Consider the following 16,447-nt stretch of genomic DNA (forward strand, 5'->3'; position numbering starts at 1 on the left):
AAAAGCACAATAACCAAAAAGTACTGAAAACTATTGTCTTACACCTACTAAAGCAATACTTCCATGAAAATTGAATCTGTTAGTCAAGTAATTGAAATCATTGGTCTGGCTCAGGGCCTAATTATTGGAGGCTATTTTATTTTAAAAAAGAACAATAGGAATATAAATATTCTGGGCTTTTTTTTACTGTCTTATTGTGCTCCGTTCATTTCTTACTTTATCAGGGAAACGGGCATGCTAAAGACTAATCCAAGTTTGTTTTTTTTACCGGTTGGATTTTATTTTATGTCCATACCCTTGTATTTTCTATATGTGGAAAATCTTATTTATAAAATAGACAGAAGCTTTGTCTTAAAGCATCTTTCAGTTGGGATCATTGAATTTTTAATCTTTCTGGTTTTGTTTTTTATACCAGTAGAATATTCATTACCATTGCTTTACAAATATGAATGGCTTTACAACGCAATTTATGCCAGTCTACTCAATTTTTTCTGCTTGTCTTATCTGATATACATTCTCCTCAGGCTTAAAATCTACAGGAAAGGATCGCTTAAGATCAATTCAAATGATACTGTAAACGCATCCTGGTTACAAAAGACGACCATATTGCTGGTAATCTTGTACTCCTTTCAATTTATAGCCTCTAATTTTATTATGCTGGATATTTATAAAGAAATAATTTATATAACGGATTCGATACTGGCTACGGTTTTTATCTATTGGATTTCAATTTTTGGAATTAAAAATAGAAGTATGCTCAAATTAGATTCTAATATTCTCAAAGCTCTAAATCAAAAAAATGAAGAGTTAGAAGAATCAGAGTATTTAAAACTAAAAGAATTAGTACAGAAAGAAAAATTATTTAAAAACACAAATCTTAATATCTACATTTTATCAGAAGTGAGCGGAATATCAACGAGAAAGATTTCACAGCTTATAAACTATTTTTATGAAAATAATTTTAATTCCTTCATTAATTCCTTTCGAATTAATGAAGCCAAAGAAATGATTAACAGCAGTAATTATGAGCAGTATACCATAGAGGCGATTGCCAAAGAAGCGGGATTCAATTCTAAATCCTCATTCAATAGCTATTTTAAGAATCACGAAGGCATGACTCCAAAAGCTTATAAAAGATTATCTAAGTTTCCTAATTAACTATCTCTAATAAAGAGAAAAAGCTTTTGTAAAGATATATGATTAGTAGCATTTTAAAGATAGATATCTCATATTGATCTCAATTTTTGTCTGAAATGGTTTCTAAAAATGAAAATAAGTGCGGATAACTGCTTTTCATACATGTATTACGTTTTGTTAATGTCAATGGTAGTTGAAGGTTTGTAATTTTAACAAAAAATTATTTACCAATTAAAAACCTACTATTATGTATTATTTTGTCAAAAGAATCTTTGTTTTATTTGTTTTTCTAAGCTCGCTGGTTATTAGCTCCCAGAACCAGATTGTTACCTATGCAGGAGGCATTGGGTCTGAAATTTTCAACGATGCTACGCAGTTATCAAATGGAAACTTTATTGTTGTTGGTGGTGCTGATAATATGAATTGGATTCCCCAGTCTGTTAGTATTATTACCCTGCCTAATCCAGGAATTGTCAATGCATCGGGGACTCGAGCTGCATTTTTAATAGAGTTTGACAATACTCTTCAAAAAATGCTCAAGGTCTATCGCCTTCCATCGGGAGCTGCAGAAGATTTTCGCTTTATTAAAGTAACAAACTTAAGTCAGGATCCAACCGGATCAATATACATAAGTGGCAAAACTTCTCAGGGATATTTTATCGGAAAATTGAATAATAATTTTGTTACAGGTTCACCTACCGGTTTTCAATGGGTAAAAAATATCCTTGCCAATCCTGGTAGTTATCAGAAAGATAACCAGCCCTGGGATGTGGGAGGTGATGGAAAAGTGGTGTACGCAACTGGTGAATCACACGGTAACAATTGGGCAGCAATTCACAGATTGAACAGTCAGGGATCTGATGAAATTGTCAACAATTGGCGGATCCATTGGAAAACAACAGGAGGAGAATATTATGGCAAAGCATCCAATTACCCTGGTGGTATTTCCGGACTATTATATAGTGGTATCGTATTTAAAAAAGATGCATCCCGTTGTGAATTAAGATCAACTAACCAGGCTGATTATGATCTTTGGCAGTCAGATGGAAATGGAGGTACAAAAAAAGGAAAATGGCCTTTGGACGTTTTATTTAACGGTCCATGCAACCCCGGTGCCGCAGGCAATAGTGCATCAGGTCCCGGATATACAGGATACAGACCAGCATCTACTGCTACTTATGGACCTTCCACAATAGCTATTGATAAACGCAACAATTATATATATATAGGCTTTAATGCTAAAAGTACATTACCAGGTGGCGAGCCTGATTTTGAACCAGCTGTAATGGCTATGGACAATCAGGGGGAACTTATTTGGTGGAACAGGCTTTATCATGAAAAAAGAAGCGACGGTTCTTTACATGTTTCAAGCCCGGACCAATATATAGATGCTCTGGCTATAGATTATTCACTTGCGCCTGCACTTGGTAATATTGTTGTTGGTGCGCGTTGCCATGGAAACAATACAGAAAATTTTTGGGAAGGCAATACCGTAAAGGCAACACCATCGGCAAGCGGTTTTCAAAATAATTTTACCGGCAATACCGGCAATATTCATATTTCCTGGTTAGGCAAACTATCGTTATTGTCCGGTACTTTGAAAAACAGTACATATATGGCCGAATATGCTGATAACGCTACAAATCTGGGAAAGGTGCATCCTGATCCGAATCTGGATGGATGGCCTAATCCTAACGAAGGATGGCCCACTGTAAATACAACAAGAATGAGCCCAAATACCTTAAAGGTAGCGGCAGATGGATCAGTGATAGTATTGGCTAAAGGCCGCAGGACAATAACTACAGCTAATGCATATCAAAAAATGATCAAGCCTTCCCAGGGCGCTTCGGCTTGGAATTCTTTTGTCAGAGTATATTCACCTGATCTGTCAAAACCATTGTACAGCTCGCTTATTGTTGGTCAATGGAACACCTCTACCGGCGCAGAGGGAGACAATGTGCAACTATGCGGAGCTTTTAAAACTGCCGATGGGATCGTAGTAGTTGGTCAGCATACAGGTACTGGAGGTCAAATCCCAGTTTCAAATGTTCCGGCATGGGGAAATAACCTCTATAATGGGCAAAGCGCTATTCTTACACATTTGAAAATTGATAATTTGAAAAATACGTTAGGTAAGCAAGCGTCGTTAAGTGTAAGCGATCCTATTATTTTAAAAGACGCAGAGATTTTCCCTAATCCATCCGATAATATTGTAACTATTTCATTGGATCAAGCAAATATACATGCTATTACAGTTTCTACGATGGAAGGCAAAACGGTATTGAAAAAGGATTTTCCAAATGAGAAAACAAGCACAGAACTTGATATATCTGCATTGCCAACTGGTATCTATTTGATTAGAATTGAAGATAACAACAAAAATTTTGTTGTAAAAAAACTGATCCGTAAGTAGATAAAATTATTAGGCATCAATAAAAACTCATGTGTAAGGATGCAGGTCTAAGCTTTTATCTAAATCTAAAGGTATTTTAATATTCAATATTGAGCAGTTAACTACACTAATACAATAGATTTTTTTAAAATATAATTTCAGGCGATACATATGATTTAAAATAAATTCCAAATTTAACCCCCAACTATTATGAACAAAAAAAAGACGTTATTCCAACGAAGCAAGCACAGAAAAAAGAATGTCATTACTCTTTTAATTTGTGCCATGCAATGTATTTCCTTTCAGGTGTACTCCCAGACTCTGGTTATTCCTCCCGATCCGGGAAATCTATCTTCTGTTGAAGGTTTGATCAGGTCTGCAGATTATAAAGTAGAAGTTAAAAAATCGGGCGATACAAACTTTACAGAATGTTTTGTCTATAAAACTATTAACTCCTGGACAGCATCAAGTATTTTTACAGCTAAGCCTCAGGAGTCTGCTTCATTCACTAATATCTCCTTTAGCAATACCGCTGTAGACGTTAGAATTACAACTAATTTTAATGCAAGCAATGTTACTATACGTCCCTTAAATTATGGTATTAGTAGCGTTCGAAATGGAAATGTAATTACTTTTAGATTAGACAAACCAGTAAAAATTTCCATTGAGGTTAATAATCGTTTAAAGCCATTATTCCTATTTGCTGATACTCCGGATATTGCTCCATCGGCATCTCAAACTACCTACTTTTACGGACCGGGAGTGCATAAAATTGGTTTGGCAAAAAAGCTGAAATCAAACGACAAAGTATACATAGCAGCCGGTGCAGTGGTTGAAGGTTCATTTTTTATTCCATGGAACACCCAGAATATAAGTATAAAAGGGCGTGGTATTTTAACAATGGGAGAATGGAAACATACCTCTACAGATCTTACATGGCTGGGAGAACATAGTGCTATTAAAGCAAATGGGGTAAGTAATCTGGAAATGGAAGGTATTATTTTTGCCAATATTACAGGATGGAACTTAAGTATTTATAACAGCGACAATCTTACTCATGATAATCAGTACCGTAATTTAAAAATGATTAACTGGAATGGAAATACTGACGGGATATGGGTAAATGGAGATAAAAATATTGTAGACGATTGTTTCATTTTTAATAATGATGATTGTATTATGTCGCATGGCTCAACAAATTCAAAAGTATCAAATATGGTATTTTGGGGAGGACCATGGGGGAGAATTTTATGGCTTCCTTCTTTCTTTGCTACCAGTAATTTTACAATGGAAAATATCAATGTAATAGGCAGGGATGGTAGTTATGAACCGTTAATATTGGTTCAAAGGGAAAAAGACATGAGTCAGATTAATTTTAAAAATATCCGATTTGAACAAAGGGCCTCTGCTAAATTTTTAGAAATAGAAAATGCTAAAAATGGAAAGATTAAAAACTGGAAGTTTACAGATATTACCCTTGATGATCAGAAAAATGATGAGGGCTTTATTTTAGGAAATGCAACCGGTACAGTTGATGATATTACTTTTTCTAATTTAAAAATGGGAGGAAAAGTAATCACTTCTATTGAAGAATCTAAAATGACTAAAAATGCTTATGCCACAAATATTAAATTTGATACAGCAATTATAACTGCTCCCTCAGGATTTAAAGCTGGATCTGTTGCGGATACGCAGCTCACTTTGAGTTGGCTGGATAACTCAGATAACGAGACTGAATTTGTACTTGAAAGGAGGAATGTAACAGCCGGAGGCGATTATGCCCTAGTCAAAAGCCTTACTCCAGGTACTACCACTTTCAAGGATACCGGATTAATTCCGGGCACATCCTATAATTACAGAATATCTGCAAAAAATTCAAACTCACAATCTTCATTTGTTTATTTAAGTAATGTCACTACACTAAGTGCGCCTGTTTTGGCCCCATCAGCCCTTTCTGTAACAGCTGTTGAAGCAACACAGGCTACATTAAAATGGGTTGACAATTCAAATAACGAAACTGAGTTTGTTGTCGACAGAAGATCAATTACTGATGGTGAGGAATATGCTTTAGTTAAAAGCTTTTCAGCAAATAGCACTTTTTTTACAGATCAGACACTTTCTCCTGACAAAGAATACCGTTACAGGCTTTCAGCTAAAAACGGGGACAGAGTTTCAGATTTTGCTTATTCTGATATTTTTAAAACACCTGAGGCACCCGGAACCGGACTTCAGGGGGTATATTATAATAATACGGATTTTACAGGAACATTCGTTAGCCGTGTAGATTCTAATATTAATTTTAACTGGGGTAGTGGGTCACCGGCAACAGACATTCAAGCTGATACATTTTCGGCCCGTTGGACAGGACTAATTAAACCTGGGTATACTGAAACTTATACTTTTTACACAACTTCTGACGACGGTATCCGATTGTGGATAGACGACGTATTATTAATTAATAAATGGGTCAATCAGGGCAGTACGGAACATAAAGCGACTATACAACTTAATGCCGGCCAGAAATATAAAATAAACGCAGAGTATTTTGAAAATACAGTAAATGCGCTAGCTCAATTAAGCTGGTCTAGTACAAGTTTGAAAAAGGAAATAGTTCCTCAATCGTCCTTATACCCATCCTCAGCATCCCTGGCAAAAAAGATTGCCGGCGCAAATAGCGAGGGTGAAATTTCAGATAATGCTGTTAAAGTCTATCCTAATCCTGCAAAAGGAGTATTACATTTTACTTTATCTGGTGCTGTTCAAAATAGCATAGTGGCAGAATTATCTTCGCAGGAAGCAAAAATAATCAAAAATGAAAAATATAATGGGGTGAATATAAATAATACGTTCACTTTTGATATTGGAGGATTAGCGGCCGGGATCTATTTTTTAAAAATTTATAACGGATCTCAGACGACTGTAAAGAAAATTATTATTAGTCAGTAAATATTCATTTGCTATCCGACAGACATAGGTATTTATTCTCAATTGCTTGCCGGATAGTATTTACAATTGCAAAGTAACTTTAAATAAAAATTATAAAATGAAACATTATAAAATGAAACATGCCCATTTTTTCGTAGCTCTTGGGTTAATTTTTACTGGTTTAACGAGCTGTGAAACTGAGTATAATCCTGAACAATCACAATCAGTACAGTTGCCTCAGTCCGTACAGCAAGCATCAAACGCAGATTTATTGCATGCAAAATTAATTGAAGAGGCCGCAAAAGGAGGTTTAGAGTCTATAAAAAATGGTTTTGCAGTAAATCCAAAGGCCGCAAGACCTGTGGCAACTAATTTTTTAAATACAAGGGTTCTAATTAATGGTTCCATAATTGGATATGGCGTCTCCGGTTATCAACAGTCCTATGTTTCAACCAGTGGTAATTTTATGACACCTATTGCCGAATTATTAAGGAGATTTGAATACACGGTTTCTTTTGCTAACGGTGTTCTTACAGGTGTTCGCAGACCGGAAAATACTTTTGGCGCACAAAGAATTAACATTACTGTTGGCAGTACAAGTGTATCCTATTTAACTTCATCAGGTCAGAGTACCAGTTTATTTTTGCCGGAAGCTGCTTTGAATTCAGATGGAGCGATTTTTGCTCCGGCGAGGGTTGTAGCACTTTTAGCCGGTGCAGCCACAGCTGAATTTGATGCCGATACAACTACATTACAAACCTATTATTATGAGGTAAATGATTTTGGTATTTATTTTTACGGTATTCAGCAAAATGCTTCAAACGATGCAGTGGGCTGTCAAAAATATATCCCCGGAGAACCTAATCCATTTTTTACAGCAACAAGAAAGACTTTGATTTATGCTCATGGATATCAGCCTGGATCGATAGGCGGCTTCAAAAGAGAAGGATTTTTGTTTAATCAGGCTGAGAGTGGAAATCAAAATGTTCAGAACTACTGGAAGCTTAATTCAGAAAGTGAAAACTGGAATATCGGGATATTCCAATGGATCCAACTGGCTGATGATAGTGGACTTCCTCCTATAACTGAAGAAAAGAAAATCTACGATGCTAATTCGAGCGGAATCGGTATGAGATGGAGAAAATCAAATAATACGTTCAGTACCAGAGGTAATCCCAGTTTAAATGTATTACAATTATATCGTCAGGAATATCAGAAAATTACTGCTGTAGTTTCTAATGCAACTGAGTTACGTCTTATAGGCAACTCATTAGGAGGTAATCTTACTATGGCGATGTTACGTGAAGTAGCAATAAATGGGGCAAGGGTGCCAAACAGAGTGACATTAATGGATCCCTACTGGAATCCTGGTCTGGTAAAATCAAGCTCATTTAATTTGCCTACTAATTTTGTAACTCCAAACTCCAGTCCCGATACACGATATGTTGGCAAAGATGCTGCGGTGCGACTTAATAATTTAGATGTTGCCATAGAATATTTTGTTTCCAGTGCAGCAGGTTCGGATGGCTATAATCGCGGCGTTGCTTATATTGCCCAATATACTAACTTGTTACCCTATTATACAAATGACATAGCAGCGAAACATACCCAGCCGACACGAGTATACATGTGGTCTAAAGGTCTTGGATTTCCATCAGTGGGACCACATCCTAACAGGAGTAATTTGTTTGTGAGACAAAATATGAATACAGATAATTATTTTTCTCAGAGTGGGCAGGCAAGTGCATACACCGCAGGACCTGGTGACGATACTTATATTCTTGCATTTGGTAAACCGTAATAAAGATACATTTATAATTTCTTTAAAAGAGAGCTTAGTTTTAAGCTCTCTTTTAAATTATATTTTTAACCCGTTGGGTGCAATTCAAAATTGGTGTCAGGCTGAGCGAAGTCGAAGCTCTTTCCCTGTAAAAAAGCCTTCGACTTCGCTTAGGATGACATTGATTTCTAAAAGAATAAAGGTGTTTTACTCAAATTTACACTTTTATTTATCTGTTTTTTATATCAAATAGGAGTTTCAGTGAATTACATCCAACGGGTTTATATTTTTAGTATTCCATAATTAGCTAATTCGTTAAGTCATCCTTTTATAGGTTATTGTATTTTAAAATGTTTTAAGGCAAGTCATGGTTCTGTCGCATTTGGAATACCTTTTATGTTTGGTTTTTCAAAACTAACAAAAAATGAATACTAAAGGTCATTGTTATCCAAAACACATAATCCTTCAGGCAGTATATTTCAAATTAAGATTTACACTTAGTTACCGCGATGTTGAAGAAATAATGAAGATTAGAGGAGTGCTTGTGGATCATGCCACGATTCGGCGCTGGGCTTATAAGTTTACACCTTTGAGTTAGATCTGAAGAAGAGAAAAGGCAGAGTGGGGGCCAGCTGGAGATTAGATAAGACCTAATATCCATTTAAAACATTAAAAATATCCAAAATGGAAGTATTTAATAATTCCGCAATTTGGTTCACTGAAAGCCTTCTTCCTTCAATAAGTTCCATTTTTAAAATTTCTCCAGGATGTACGTTTCTCATTTTTCTTTCCATAAGTACAGTGTTTAGAATGTAGAAGTTATATTAGTAAATCTATTTTACTTTTATATCCAGGATGATACGAAGGCATATATTTTAAATATCCCATTTCCTGCAATTGCTTAAAATACTTGTGGTATGTGGGTAAAGTGCAAATTCTGGCAAAAGTGAGCGTTTAAATAGTTTCAAAAGCCTTGATGCCTTTGACCAGGAATGCAGGCAGATTGCCCGTGATGCCTTTGCCCTTTTTACGGAATATCCCACAGCAGGCATTTTCCGAAATGCCTCCATTTCCGAACAAGACCCCGATAATAATGAGGATGACTATGACTATGAAACCATCGGGATGGAAAAGTACATTTCCTTTATAGCCGATACCAAAGGATGGCTCTATGAAAGCCTTTCCGAGAGCATCAACAATGAATTTAATGAGTACGGGGCAATGGAAGAACCCACCATTTGCAAACATTTTGACGCAAGTGCAATAACAGCGGGAAGCCTTGATTTCGAGAACCGCCTGTTTCCCTTATTGAACGATTTATGCGGTTTATTATATGAATATAAAACGGAATAAAAATGAACAATTTAAACGACATCACCGAGAATTTCGAAACATTGTACCACCCGAAATCCGCTTTGGTTTTTTATGAAACCAAAGGAACTGACACCAATATGTATGTGGAGCATTTTGATATGGACAAAAACGGAAATCCCATCAATGCTCATCCTTTGAGCGTAAAGGAAGCCAGTGTATTGGCAAAGTCATTGCAGAGTGATGAAGAAAAAAGCAAAGCCTTTTTAAAGCCAAAGGGAATTTTGCCGACCAACATTCTGCATATCAATCCGAGCGAAAAAGGAACGGTACTCTGGTACACCAAAGCACAGCAAAGACAATTGTTTTTTGTGAATGGTTTGGACATTTCGAGCGGAATGGCACAAGTTCCGCCAATGGTTTGGTATGCCAATAAAAACAGCCTCTTTGTATTTGCCCTTGCAAGCGAGAGAAGACCCACAGAGAAAACACCATTATATTATGCACCTTTTTTCAATGTCTATGAAAACGGTAACGTATGTATGGGAACGGTAAGTATCGATATCAAAAACTCAGCTTCGGTAGAGGAATTTACTACTGCTTGGGAACATTACTTTTTCAACAGCTATTTCAGCCATTTATTAGGAAATTACAATCCGATAAAAGGAAATTGTGAAACCCTATGCAAAGACCTTATTGGAACAGATAAAACCTTTCCTAAGGAAGTATTAAAACCAAATAACAAAACAATTAAAAACCTGCTCAAATGAACACTGAAAAAATAAAAGTCCATTTTACTGACAATTATCTTATTAATCCCAGCAATCCAATTGCCGTAAATTTAATCGGTGCAGGTGGCACAGGCTCAAAGGTATTGACTGCCCTGATGGAAATGAACCATAGTTTAATTGAACTCGGACACGCAGGATTATCCGTTCGCCTTTGGGATGATGATATAATAACGAATGCCAATTTAGGAAGACAGCGTTTTGCAGAGTGCGAAACAGGATTGTACAAATCCGTTGCTTTAATCAATCGCGTCAACCGCTTTTCAGGCACCAATTGGAAAGCCGAAACGGTAAAATTTGAAAAGGACAAGTTTGGCAGATTACCCGAAAATGTAAGGGCAATTATTACTATTACTTGTGTGGACAACGTACAATCAAGGTTTGGGGTGGCTGAAATTTTAAAAGAAATAAGCAATCGCAGACATCACAGGGATGAGCCAAAATATTGGCTGGACTTTGGCAACAGCCAGCACACAGGGCAAGTCCTGCTATCTACTATCACAGAGATAAAACAGCCCAGTTCAGAGAAATACCAAACGGTGGCAAGCCTGCCAATGGTGACCGATGAATTTGCAGAAGTGCTCAAAGAGTCCGAACAGCAGGACGACACGCCAAGTTGCAGTTTAGCAGAAGCATTGGACAAACAGGATTTGTTTATCAATTCTTCATTGACCCAGATGGGATGCTCATTGCTTTGGGGATTGTTCCGCAACGGAATGACCCGATACAGGGGATTTTTTCACAATCTGAAGGATTTCCGAACCCATCCGATAAAAGTTGGCTGAAAACCAATTTTCGGCGGCAAAAAGACAGACCCTTCCGATGGTCGGGACAGTCTTTTTGCATAAAAGTGGAACAACCACATTGGAAAAATGTACCTTTTCCCATTCCTCATTCCTTACATTTTACCAAAGCGGTTGTGACGTTTTTGGCAGGGATACACATCCCTCAACTAGATTTTGGGCTTCTTTTCTTTCCACATCAGCGGCCAAAGAAAAGCAAAAGAAGGCCGTTTTGGATGTAACCGCTTTTACTTTTTTATTGTTTCGGAATCATAAGAAATATTTGTAAAAAAAATACGTATAAATACCTAATCCTAGGAAAGAAATCTTTTTTAATTTAGAAGAAAAAATTTTGATTGAAAAATAAGATTTAATTTTTTAATCAGACTTAACCTGTTTATTACGTGTGGATTAAAAATAAAAACTTATGAAAAAACTTTTACTCATTTTGTTAACGCTAGTTACTACTACTACTACTTATGTTCATTTAAATGCGGGCAATAATAAGACAACCTACTTTACGTCTTCTTTAGCCATGAAATATAAAAGTAATTTTTCTGATTTAAAGAAAGTGGAAGTAACCCAAACCAATTTTATTGGATCAGATTCAAATCAAACAAGAGAAAATGCTGAAAAATTCTTTGCCTATTCGGGAACCTATAAAACAGGTATAACCGAATTGAATGTTGATGTTGATTTTTATCATTTTCCATTTAATAAAAGTGAAATAGGATTTCATATTTTTCCAAAAAGTAAATATACACAAAACATAAAACCGGTATACAATGCTGGTGTAGGAGTGGTATTTCCATTCTTAGACAAGAAAAAGGATAAATCAACCATCAATGCTGAATTGTATTACAATTTTACGGATATTTTCAATTCCAGAGATTCAAATTATACAGTAATTGAAAGAAACAACGTTGGAGTACGTTTAGTTTTCCCGATAAGTTTTAACTCTAATTAATTTATATTATGGCAAAAAGTACTATTTTAAAAAGCAATGCCTTTACATCTGAGCGTCAATATAAAGCTGTTTGTAAAGAAAAAGATCTTAAATCTGAATGGAGATCGACAAAAAAAGAAGCGATTCAGGATGCTTTGGCACATCAGGGAAATAATAGTTCTCACAGGGTGGAGATATTAGTACAGGAAAAGCAACAGTACATTATAGGTATTTCATAATTTTCTGTTTTAGAATAATGAACGATGGGGGTTAGATTAAAGATTTCTATCATAAAAAGTAAATTATAAAAATGACCTGCTATAATGCAGCAGGTCATTTTATTATAAAGCAATCCTTATTGATTTTATCTATTTATGCTGTTCAATTCAAAACTCACTTGTTTTTCATTTCCAAAATTATCCGAAATCCATACTTCGAAAGACTGGGAAACAGTGGAATTTGAAGTGTAATACAGCCTGAATTGAGCTGTTGGTATCCCGTACAGATCATTGGGCTGGTAAGGCGGTTCATTGTAATACCGCAAGGTTCCCTGCCCGTCAAATTGAAAGTAGCGGATGAAATACTGCGTGCCCGTGTAATTACCCGCTGGCTGTATGGTTAACCTTATTTCCACAGTATCGCCGTTAGCAATGTCTTTAGATATGGGCATCACCTTTACCTCAAAAGGGAAATCATTCTGTATCTCCAATTCGCCCTTATCACAGGACAAGAGTGTAACAGAGCTTATCAGCACTGCCAGTATTAACGGCAGTAATCCTATTGTGAACTTATTAAAAAATGTTTTCATAGTTTTTCGTTTTAAAAATTAAATCTTAATCCCACACCTGCCGATGGCCGGAACTGTTCCAGATCCGTACCCCAAAAGACTTTTGTACGCCCCTGCAGCACTAATACAAATCGGTCTGACAGGTAGGTTTCAATAGTCAAACGTCCACCAACTCCGTAGATAAAATTATCCTCGCTTTGTATTTTTGCTCCGTCATACAAGATAGTTTCACCCCGATTGATGCTTTCATAACCGACTACGCCGGTTATTGCGGCATTGAGGGTAATGTTCATATGAGCATCTCCCAGTAGGAAAAAACTGTACCCGCCCTCGGCGGTATAGGTTTCCTGCGGTATAATGAGGTCTTTATAATCGTGGTATTGGTGCGTATATTCCAACGACCACAGCTGGTAATGACCATTTTTGCCGTTTACGGTCATACCGATATTGAGGTAATAATCATTGCCAATTTTATCATTGGATAACACACCTGCATTTACTTCCAGTCCTTTTTGTTTTGCCAGCATGCGTTGTGCCTGTGCTATTGTGATGCCCATCAAAATAAGCATTACAGTATAGATATATTTTTTCATTTTATTTTGTCGTTTAATGGATTACTAAAATTTCAGGTGCATATCATTAATGAGTCGCGCTTTTATCAGATCCGAATTTTCAACCTGAAGTACCTGATGCCTGCCACCGTTTTTCTCGAAAACCTCGATCTGCAGAATCTTGTCATCGGCAATGGTAAACTGGTCCATTAGGAAAACGTTTTGTTCGCTTGCTTTTGCGCCAATCTCATCCAGCGGCTTATAGGTTCGAAGTGGTATCAGTGATCTTTCCTGTATCACGGTGCGTTTGGCTATTTTTTTATCCGCCACTTTGAAATTGATAAAATCAATCTGGAAAGGAACATTGGTGCGGTTTTCCAGCTGGGTATGGAAATAGTATTTACCGTTATGGATGTAAATTCCTTTAAGGATAAACTGAATACCAAAACTTTTCGCCCCGATATGCTTTACAAAACGTGTGTCCTTTTTATAGATGGTTTCCAGCAGCAGTACTGCCAGAGATGGCGAATTATTGCCCAGCTCTTCAAAAAGCGCATCGTTTGTTGCAGATTTATCTACTGCTTTTTGCATTGTCAAAAGGCTGTAGCTTAATGTCTCGGGAGAGAGATTATAATACACGTTGAAACTGTAAAAGCGGCCGTCATCGGTAATCACCGAAAAATTGGTTTCAGCTTCAAATTCCCTTACCGATGCTTTTACACGAAGCACATTTTCTGCATCTTCAGCCTTTGCGGCAATCAGGTATTCACTTCCGAGATCCACATAACGGATGGCAGTGGGGAAAATCAGATGGGAAGTCTTATCATAAGTTACTTCCATCTGATAGGGTTGTATAGCGCCCATAGTAAGTGGCGATTGTACAGCATCCTGTGCCATAGAGGACACAATAGAGCCGATCATTAAGGCAAAAGCCCAAAAGATTTTTAAATGATTTTTCATTATGTAATTGATTTTAAGTTTACTATTATTTTTTATTTTTTGAAACAAGAAAAACCTGATGCCCAGATTTTAGGGTAACTTTCGGTGTCCTTACTTTTTTGGAGAAGTAACCGGAAATCCCCTGAACCACTCCTTTGCTCATCTCTGCGGCTATCTGCTGTCCTGCCGATTGGGTCAGCATGAGGCTTGTTCCTGATTGCTGGCTCATATTGCCGGCCATTTCGCTAAGGGCGTTCATTTCCGGTGAATACGGCACGGGCAAGCCCTGCTGTCCGTCAAGGTCATAGATGGTGATTTCGACAGGGATGACAGTACCGTCCACTTCTATGGAAGTAACTTTTAGCTGTAAACGCCCTGTCTGAATCTTAGCCGCGGACGTTAAGATGGTACCTTTGGGAATGATACGGCCAGAAGTCTGGGCAGGTTCCAATAAACGCAGCTGTACCAAGCTTTCACCGATAATGGTCTGTGTTTGCTGTACACAGGCTTTGATGCTGTTCTTTGGCTTTACCACTTGCTTGGACGAACCAGCCGTATAAAAACTGCGGTTTCTGGCGCCGCTCCATTCTGCCAAAAAAGTACTATCACTGGGTTCGCGGTACAGCGATGATACTGGGCTTTTTCCTGCTGGGACGAGCGGTGCAAAATTTCCTTCCTGTATAGCCGCAGGAGTAACAGTACTAGTGCTATTGCTGTTTGGGACCTGATTGGTAACGGTTCCTGAGGGTAGGTACTTGGCAGCCATCTGATAGGATTTCTCCATGAGTGCCAGTTGGTCAGTTGTCGTTACTCCGGCGGGTATTTCCTTTTCAGCCAGCTTTTCCTTTAGCTCATCGAGCTGCCTGCGGAGTTCCTGTGTTTCGCTGTTATCGTCCTTATAAAAAGAACTTAATGTACTTTGTGCGTTGCGATAGCTGTTGAGTGCCGGGTTGCCGGATTTTCCAGTACCGACGCCAGTTCCATTGTCTGGGTCTTCTTCATCAGGTACTGCTGTTGAGTTATCGGCTGAACTGCCCTCGTTCCAATAGTCCGACAGCGTGGTAAGGGCACTCTGTTTTTCCTGGTCTTTCTCTTCCAGCATCTCCTGTTCGTAGGCCTTTTGCTTGTCTGCCTGCATTATTGCATCACTTGCCTGCGGTACGGCATCGTTGAGTCCGATGTTTTCGATTTCTTTTTCCGAGGAAGACGGTTTAAATATCAGGTACATACAGCCTAAAAATAGGATGCCCATTAAAACGAATACCAGTGGTTTTTTAAGCCGTTCCTGCTTGCTTTTTTGATCATCAGCAAGATTGGATGTGTTGTTCTGGCCCCCTTCTTCAATAAGAAGGCTGACCTTTTTTTCATTTTCCTTCATAATTTTTATTTTTTAGAATTGTGATCAAACTGTCCCCTAAAGTCGGAGGACTTTCTTTCTTTTTCAGGGCAGGGTTTTCAATATGCCTGATCTCCATATCATTATCGGATCCCGCCGTATCGAGTACTGTTTTAAAAATGACCCCTGCAGTAATCAGTACATATCCTGCAAAAAAGTATAGTGTACAGCTGTGTTGTTTTTCTACTGGCAGTGCTTTCCAGCGATGATCCAACCTGTCAAACCACTCGCTCATATTGGTTCTTAGATTTTTCATAATCATATTGTTTTCTAGCTATAGTTTGAAATGCCTGCGGGCTGACACAGTTTCCTGCTCAATAACATCACTAACCATAGCAATTGCTTCACTCGCTTTTGGCATAGTATCTACTGAAAGATTTTCTAATTTCGATTGCTTTAACAGTTGGCCGAACTGGTCTTTTTGGGTTATTTCCATTTTTTGAAGCTCGAAATTTCCGTTTTCATGTTTCACCCGCATACGGCATTCAATTCTCGGGTGTTCATCACCTGTCCATTTAAGATAGCCTATGAGCGTAAATTCGCTGTTAGAAAAAACTTCCTTTCCTTTTTGGCAGCTTTCCAGATAGTCACTGATACTTTCTTTTAACCTGCCGGGATGTGCAGACTGCGTATGGAAATAGCCGTTATAGCCTTTATCCGAAAGGCTTTTTGAGAATGTTTCTAAATCAATTATCTGTTTCATGTCTTTTTAA

16 protein-coding genes are annotated in these 16,447 nt (G+C 37.5%); 9 read left to right on the top strand and 7 right to left on the bottom strand.

What is annotated here, in order from left to right:
* Positions 1 to 63 precede the first annotated feature (63 nt).
* From EV142_RS05580 to EV142_RS05595, 4 genes are all read left to right on the top strand, one after another.
* Positions 64 to 1,158, top strand: a complete 1,095-nt coding sequence (locus EV142_RS05580; RefSeq protein WP_132033477.1) for an AraC family transcriptional regulator — start codon at positions 64 to 66, stop codon at positions 1,156 to 1,158.
* Positions 1,159 to 1,384: 226 nt separating this feature from the next.
* Positions 1,385 to 3,550: a T9SS type A sorting domain-containing protein gene (locus tag EV142_RS05585; protein WP_132033479.1), complete on the top strand. Its 2,166-nt coding sequence runs from the start codon at positions 1,385 to 1,387 to the stop codon at positions 3,548 to 3,550.
* Between the two features lie 189 nt (positions 3,551 to 3,739).
* Complete coding sequence (locus tag EV142_RS05590) at positions 3,740 to 6,475, top strand: PA14 domain-containing protein (protein WP_132033481.1); 2,736 nt, start codon at positions 3,740 to 3,742, stop codon at positions 6,473 to 6,475.
* 97 nt (positions 6,476 to 6,572) lie between these two features.
* Entirely contained in the window at positions 6,573 to 8,255 is a 1,683-nt protein-coding gene (locus tag EV142_RS05595) for a hypothetical protein (protein ID WP_132033483.1), read from the top strand.
* Positions 8,256 to 8,884: 629 nt separating this feature from the next.
* Here the strand turns inward: EV142_RS05595 and EV142_RS23995 are convergent.
* The gene (locus EV142_RS23995) at positions 8,885 to 9,028 is read right to left on the bottom strand and encodes a hypothetical protein (RefSeq protein ID WP_158286297.1); all 144 of its coding nucleotides are present in this window, start codon (positions 9,026 to 9,028) and stop codon (positions 8,885 to 8,887) included.
* A 331-nt stretch (positions 9,029 to 9,359) separates the two neighbouring features.
* Here EV142_RS23995 and EV142_RS24325 point away from each other — a divergent pair, with 331 nt between their 5' ends.
* The 5 genes from EV142_RS24325 (at position 9,360) to EV142_RS05620 (ending at position 12,300) form a co-directional block, all read left to right on the top strand.
* On the top strand, positions 9,360 to 9,587 hold the full coding sequence (locus EV142_RS24325) for a hypothetical protein (RefSeq protein WP_238698657.1): 228 nt from the start codon (positions 9,360 to 9,362) through the stop codon (positions 9,585 to 9,587).
* Positions 9,588 to 9,589: 2 nt separating this feature from the next.
* Positions 9,590 to 10,315, top strand: coding sequence for a PRTRC system protein B (locus EV142_RS05605; RefSeq protein ID WP_127337624.1), 726 nt, complete (start codon positions 9,590 to 9,592; stop codon positions 10,313 to 10,315).
* Complete coding sequence (locus EV142_RS05610; RefSeq protein ID WP_127337623.1) at positions 10,312 to 11,118, top strand: PRTRC system ThiF family protein; 807 nt, start codon at positions 10,312 to 10,314, stop codon at positions 11,116 to 11,118. The genes EV142_RS05605 and EV142_RS05610 overlap by 4 nt, the downstream gene beginning before the upstream one ends.
* Before the next feature lie 424 nt (positions 11,119 to 11,542).
* Complete coding sequence (locus EV142_RS05615; protein WP_127337622.1) at positions 11,543 to 12,082, top strand: hypothetical protein; 540 nt, start codon at positions 11,543 to 11,545, stop codon at positions 12,080 to 12,082.
* 8 nt (positions 12,083 to 12,090) lie between these two features.
* Positions 12,091 to 12,300 (top strand): hypothetical protein, encoded by a 210-nt coding sequence (locus EV142_RS05620; protein WP_127337621.1) that lies wholly within the window; start codon positions 12,091 to 12,093, stop codon positions 12,298 to 12,300.
* A 125-nt stretch (positions 12,301 to 12,425) separates the two neighbouring features.
* Here EV142_RS05620 and EV142_RS05625 read toward each other — a convergent pair whose 3' ends face one another.
* Genes EV142_RS05625 through EV142_RS05650 form a run of 6 tightly spaced genes read right to left on the bottom strand, consistent with a single transcriptional unit; the run spans position 12,426 to position 16,437 of the window.
* Positions 12,426 to 12,869 carry a DUF3872 domain-containing protein gene (locus EV142_RS05625; protein WP_127337620.1) on the bottom strand — a complete coding sequence of 148 codons (444 nt, stop codon included), beginning with the start codon at positions 12,867 to 12,869 and terminating at the stop codon, positions 12,426 to 12,428.
* Positions 12,870 to 12,880: 11 nt separating this feature from the next.
* Positions 12,881 to 13,441, bottom strand: a complete 561-nt coding sequence (locus EV142_RS05630) for a conjugal transfer protein TraO (RefSeq protein ID WP_127337619.1) — start codon at positions 13,439 to 13,441, stop codon at positions 12,881 to 12,883.
* 24 nt (positions 13,442 to 13,465) lie between these two features.
* Positions 13,466 to 14,359 carry a conjugative transposon protein TraN gene (traN, locus tag EV142_RS05635; RefSeq protein ID WP_127337618.1) on the bottom strand — a complete coding sequence of 298 codons (894 nt, stop codon included), beginning with the start codon at positions 14,357 to 14,359 and terminating at the stop codon, positions 13,466 to 13,468.
* 25 nt (positions 14,360 to 14,384) lie between these two features.
* A complete protein-coding gene (gene traM, locus EV142_RS05640; protein WP_127337617.1) occupies positions 14,385 to 15,716 on the bottom strand; it encodes a conjugative transposon protein TraM in 1,332 nt (443 codons plus the stop codon).
* Complete coding sequence (locus EV142_RS05645) at positions 15,703 to 15,990, bottom strand: nitrogen regulatory IIA protein (protein ID WP_127337616.1); 288 nt, start codon at positions 15,988 to 15,990, stop codon at positions 15,703 to 15,705. The genes traM and EV142_RS05645 overlap by 14 nt, the downstream gene beginning before the upstream one ends.
* A gap of 18 nt (positions 15,991 to 16,008) precedes the next feature.
* A complete protein-coding gene (locus EV142_RS05650) occupies positions 16,009 to 16,437 on the bottom strand; it encodes a hypothetical protein (protein WP_127337615.1) in 429 nt (142 codons plus the stop codon).
* Positions 16,438 to 16,447 lie beyond the last annotated feature (10 nt).

It is taken from the genome of Flavobacterium circumlabens (genome assembly GCF_004345565.1).
GTDB lineage: Bacteria > Bacteroidota > Bacteroidia > Flavobacteriales > Flavobacteriaceae > Flavobacterium > Flavobacterium circumlabens.

What these genes read in the sequence shown, in the direction of transcription:
- EV142_RS05580 (WP_132033477.1), top strand. Translation starts at nt 64, where the DNA reads ATGAAAATTGAATCTGTTAGTCAAGTAATTGAAATCATTGGTCTGGCT.
- EV142_RS05585 (WP_132033479.1), top strand. Translation starts at nt 1,385, where the DNA reads ATGTATTATTTTGTCAAAAGAATCTTTGTTTTATTTGTTTTTCTAAGC.
- EV142_RS05590 (WP_132033481.1), top strand. Translation starts at nt 3,740, where the DNA reads ATGAACAAAAAAAAGACGTTATTCCAACGAAGCAAGCACAGAAAAAAG.
- EV142_RS05595 (WP_132033483.1), top strand. Translation starts at nt 6,573, where the DNA reads ATGAAACATTATAAAATGAAACATGCCCATTTTTTCGTAGCTCTTGGG.
- EV142_RS23995 (WP_158286297.1), bottom strand. Translation starts at nt 9,028, where the DNA reads ATGGAAAGAAAAATGAGAAACGTACATCCTGGAGAAATTTTAAAAATG.
- EV142_RS24325 (WP_238698657.1), top strand. Translation starts at nt 9,360, where the DNA reads ATGGAAAAGTACATTTCCTTTATAGCCGATACCAAAGGATGGCTCTAT.
- EV142_RS05605 (WP_127337624.1), top strand. Translation starts at nt 9,590, where the DNA reads ATGAACAATTTAAACGACATCACCGAGAATTTCGAAACATTGTACCAC.
- EV142_RS05610 (WP_127337623.1), top strand. Translation starts at nt 10,312, where the DNA reads ATGAACACTGAAAAAATAAAAGTCCATTTTACTGACAATTATCTTATT.
- EV142_RS05615 (WP_127337622.1), top strand. Translation starts at nt 11,543, where the DNA reads ATGAAAAAACTTTTACTCATTTTGTTAACGCTAGTTACTACTACTACT.
- EV142_RS05620 (WP_127337621.1), top strand. Translation starts at nt 12,091, where the DNA reads ATGGCAAAAAGTACTATTTTAAAAAGCAATGCCTTTACATCTGAGCGT.
- EV142_RS05625 (WP_127337620.1), bottom strand. Translation starts at nt 12,869, where the DNA reads ATGAAAACATTTTTTAATAAGTTCACAATAGGATTACTGCCGTTAATA.
- EV142_RS05630 (WP_127337619.1), bottom strand. Translation starts at nt 13,441, where the DNA reads ATGAAAAAATATATCTATACTGTAATGCTTATTTTGATGGGCATCACA.
- traN (WP_127337618.1), bottom strand. Translation starts at nt 14,359, where the DNA reads ATGAAAAATCATTTAAAAATCTTTTGGGCTTTTGCCTTAATGATCGGC.
- traM (WP_127337617.1), bottom strand. Translation starts at nt 15,716, where the DNA reads ATGAAGGAAAATGAAAAAAAGGTCAGCCTTCTTATTGAAGAAGGGGGC.
- EV142_RS05645 (WP_127337616.1), bottom strand. Translation starts at nt 15,990, where the DNA reads ATGAAAAATCTAAGAACCAATATGAGCGAGTGGTTTGACAGGTTGGAT.
- EV142_RS05650 (WP_127337615.1), bottom strand. Translation starts at nt 16,437, where the DNA reads ATGAAACAGATAATTGATTTAGAAACATTCTCAAAAAGCCTTTCGGAT.